The sequence below is a fragment of the Carboxylicivirga longa genome, assembly GCF_050589825.1.
Classification (GTDB): domain Bacteria; phylum Bacteroidota; class Bacteroidia; order Bacteroidales; family Marinilabiliaceae; genus Carboxylicivirga; species Carboxylicivirga longa.
Genome location: NZ_JBNGOZ010000043.1, coordinates 1 through 4104 on the forward strand (window position 1 = coordinate 1; position 4104 = coordinate 4104).

Consider the following 4104-nt stretch of genomic DNA (forward strand, 5'->3'; position numbering starts at 1 on the left):
GCCAAAGCGTTGTATTTGGTTTTAACTTTTCATTTTGGATAGCCAAATCAACGATTTGGCGGAGCTGACCGAAGCGGCAAGCCTCCGAAACCTCGCTAATCGCCTTATGCGCTATGGCGGTTTGTTGGGCGCTGCGGTTTATAATTTCTTCTAAGATGCACTTCAAAAACGGGCTGAAAATCTTTGCGTTATTCATCTTTTTTCCGTCTAAACAGCTTTGTATTCTAGGTTTTGGCGCGCCTTTGTCCGTATGCGTTATTTAGAAGTCCAACTGCACTTAAACCACGCGGGAAACTGAGTCCGAATAGAGCTGCTCCAAAGTCCCGCTGCAAATTGGAAGTCCGGCTGCGTGACTGAAAAAGTGCCGGTCGGGATTAGTCCAACGTGTCCGTTTGGTTTGCAAGTCCCGCAACGTTTTGTTTGAGAGTCCAGAAATGCGCGCCTTTGTTTTAAATTGCTTTGACCTTAAACCACTTTGTCAGGTTTTTATGGATTTACGTCCCGTTTTTGTTTTTCATAATCGAAGCGCCCCGTTCGAGTTCGTTGCGCCCAACGGCCTGCCGCATGGCGGCGTAAGGCGAATATTGACCTCACCAACCTTGAAAAAGGAGGGAAGCCAAAGCGTTGTATTTGGTTTTAACTTTTCATTTTGGATAGCCAAATCAACGATTTGGCGGAGCTGACCGAAGCGGTGAGCCTTTTGACCTGCAGTGGTCGCCTTATGCGCTATGGCGGTTTGTTGGGCGCTGCGATTTAATTTACTTTTCGGTTCTGTAAATCAAAAACGGGCTGAAAATCTTTATGTTATTCATCTTTTTCCGTCTAAACAGCTTTGTATTCTATGTTTTGGCGCGCCTTAGTCCGTATGCGTTATTCTGAAGTCCGGCTGCACTTAAACAACGCGGGAACCTGAGTCCGTATACAGATGCTCCAAAGTCCCGCTGCAAATCGGAAGTCGGCTGCCTGGCTGAAAAAGTGCCGGCCGGGATTAATCCGCCGTGTCCGTTTGGAAGTTCCAGTCCCGCTACGTTTTGTTTACGAGTCCAGAAATGCGCGCCTTGGTTTTATAAATCACTTGTTTTAAACCACTTTGTCGGATTTTACGGATTTGCGTCCCGTTTTTGTTTTGTCAAATCGAAGCGCCCCGTTCGACCTCGTTGCGCCCAACGGCAATTGCATGAGGCGTTTCCAATGCCTTATGCATAGGGTTGGCAACTGTAATTAATTAAATTAAAAATAACATGAGAGAAATTAAAACAACAACCTACAGGGTTTTACAAGGTGTCCCAAGAGACACGTGGATTGAAGAAATATTTTGCGAGTATGGTTTCTATTTCGAAACATTAAGAGACCATAGAAACCAAAAAGTTCAAACTGGCAGTGGAATTGTTATAGATGACGGTCAATCAAGTCTAGCTATAAAGCAGTATGGGGACAAGGAATATGAAAATTTTCACATATTTTTGCTTAAACCCTATCCAAAAGGTAGCTTCTATTTCAATATAGAGCGTCAATATAGAGATGCAGATAACAAGTATCAATCAGAATCAAAGTGGCACGAATTTAAAGATGCAGAGTCCCTTAGAGCTATACTTGACAATCATGAGCATTTAACTAATGATGAGAAGATACCGCCTAGTGCAGAGCATAGGTTCAGACTAGATGGAGAGCCTGTATCACTATATCTTTAGCAAAGGCACCAATATCTTTGGAAAATTGCTCCTTCTGGTCATTAGATTCAAAATTCCCAACAAAAGCATCTGGATATTCAGACCTTTTGTTTTCAAGGCTTTTGATTAGGTCTTTTGCCTTGGGGTTGTCTATTCTTTCAAGCTGTTCTCTTATGCGATTAAACAAGCTGTTGTGCTTGCTGTCACTCAATAGAATAGTCCATGGTTCACATTCACCTTTTAGGCGATTCAGAACAATAGATACATTTTCCATAGTAGATAATTTTAGTGTTTATTTTTATAGTTGCCAACGGTTGGTACATGTTGTCGGGGCGGATTTCGAAGAGCATTCCTGTCCGAAGGACACGGAACTGCGATGCGAGAATCCGCAGTTGGCGTACCACCGAACCCCGCCCTGCAATATGTACTTTGTTGGCGGTAGTTTTTTATTTTTTGTGGTATGAAACCATATCTCCTTTGTCATTTCTATACATTTCAATCATTTCAAGATTGCTAGGAATGTTTTCTCCTTTATAATGAAATACAAATGTTCTTTTATTGTCACTTGATTGACATTTTATTTTGTTTTCATTCTTGCTCAATACTTTTCCGGTAACCAGAGGATTATATGGTGGAATCATCAATTCAAACGAAGTACCTTCAATTTTATAGTAAACATCTCTTTGAGTGGGACTATCTACATTTTTAACTCCATCACGCCATAAACAATTTCTTGGTGAACTAAATAATGAGTAATCCGAACCTTCTCCAATTTTATGCGCTCGAATAAAATAATTCTTAATGTATGACCCATAATCTGCTGCTAACTGAATGTTCATCTTATATCCATTTATCCCATGATTATATTCGGCTGCACCATATTTGTTTGGATAATTTTTGGACATATATTGAAAAACTTTGTCGGCTGTTTTATAATCGTCACTAGGAATTTTATCCAATAATCCTTTAGTAAAATAATCTACTTCAAAATCAATCCTATAATCGTCTTTTAGATAAATGAAAGCAGCTAAATATATAGCTTCTGCTTCCAGGTCTTTAGTTTGGAAATTTGGATTGTATTTTTTTAAATTTTCTACACTTTCAATAACCAATTGTTCCACAGAGTCAGCATATTTGCTTGAGCTTCTAAAAAAATCTGATAGTCCCATCTTATTTAGTTTTTAAATTTTAGTACTCTATTTTTAAATTTAACAAAATCAAATCGACATTCCTTTTCGAAATCTTGGAAGATTTTATTTAATTCTTTTCTATTAATACTACAGTTTGAATCCTTGAATTGCTTTAAATATTCAATTGCAATTTCGATTGATTGAAAATTTTTAGCTTCAACTATCTCACCATAAGTGCGGTCTTCAATTTCTTTATAACCCCCAGTATTATTTACATAAATGCTTGCATTTTGATACATGGTTAAGGACATCTTATAAAAATCCATTGTCATTACTGCTGGTACTTCAGGTTGTCCACAATTATGTGCATACCATAAGTCAGAAATGTAAAGTAAATCCGGATTAATCCCGATAAATGGAAGTGCATATAAACTTAGAGAATCACGACACATAAAGGCTCTGTTGCTATAGCTGTTTGAAAGGATTAATTTGTCTTTTGTAATATTGATTAGTCGGGTCAAATGCAGGTAATACAATTTGAATATTCTTAATTTCATTTCAACATCTGTAACAAGAATAAACAAATGCCTATAAACATTAGCAGCACCCATCATACCATATTCACTATTCCAATATTTATGTGGATAAGTTGTAAGTTGTTTAGCTGCACGATACAAATATTGGAAAGCATCAAGAAAGCTACTACTCAACATATAGCAATTTGTCAATTCAGCCAAAATATATGGATGTTCAGTTTCTCCAAATTCCATTGTCAAGTTTTGCAAAACCCATTTATCAACGGATTTTAATGCGAGAGAATATCCTTTTGTTTTATATGGAGATTTTAATTGTTGGAATTTATATTCTTTAGATTCGTTTTTAGTCAACTTTAAAATGAATGCTTCAACAAAAGCATCATCAATGCTTTTACTTTTATCAATAATGGTTAATTCGGAGAAGATGTTATCACCAATTACCGCAGATAATTCAATCGACATTTCGTTGAGTAATTCATCAATTTTGTCATTGTGTGGTCTGCTCTGAAAAAAAGCTACAAGTCTAGGATATAGCCAATCGGGTTTAGATTTATCAAAACATTCAGGATTATTTGTGAAAAAGAAGTCCATTGCCGAACCTTCTAAATCAATTATTTCCTGTAATATGTTTTTTATTTTTTCCATTCTTGATTATTGAGTCAACGTTGATTCTTTTTCATTAAAATTACCGCCAACGGCCTGCCGCATGGCGGCGTAAGGCGAAATTGACCTCACTAACCTTGAAAAGAGGAGGGAAGCCAAAGCGTT

At 37.4% G+C, this 4104-nt stretch carries 5 protein-coding genes; 1 reads left to right on the forward strand and 4 read right to left on the reverse strand.

The window, feature by feature from the left end:
* The coding region (locus ACRD7A_RS18855; protein WP_430812942.1) for a hypothetical protein at window positions 1-196 on the reverse strand (196 nt) is incomplete at its 3' end.
* 1045 nt (window positions 197-1241) lie between these two features.
* On the opposite strand from ACRD7A_RS18855, the gene ACRD7A_RS18860 reads away from it, so the two are divergent.
* Window positions 1242-1691, forward strand: a complete 450-nt coding sequence (locus ACRD7A_RS18860) for a hypothetical protein (RefSeq protein ID WP_430812943.1) — start codon at window positions 1242-1244, stop codon at window positions 1689-1691.
* Here the strand turns inward: ACRD7A_RS18860 and ACRD7A_RS18865 are convergent.
* From ACRD7A_RS18865 to ACRD7A_RS18875, 3 genes are all read right to left on the reverse strand, one after another.
* Entirely contained in the window at window positions 1654-1944 is a 291-nt protein-coding gene (locus ACRD7A_RS18865; protein ID WP_430812944.1) for a hypothetical protein, read from the reverse strand. The genes ACRD7A_RS18860 and ACRD7A_RS18865 overlap by 38 nt on opposite strands.
* A 172-nt stretch (window positions 1945-2116) precedes the next feature.
* The gene (locus ACRD7A_RS18870) at window positions 2117-2839 is read right to left on the reverse strand and encodes a hypothetical protein (protein WP_430812945.1); all 723 of its coding nucleotides are present in this window, start codon (window positions 2837-2839) and stop codon (window positions 2117-2119) included.
* Between the two features lie 5 nt (window positions 2840-2844).
* Window positions 2845-3981: a hypothetical protein gene (locus ACRD7A_RS18875; protein WP_430812946.1), complete on the reverse strand. Its 1137-nt coding sequence runs from the start codon at window positions 3979-3981 to the stop codon at window positions 2845-2847.
* Between the last annotated feature and the right edge of the window lie 123 nt (window positions 3982-4104).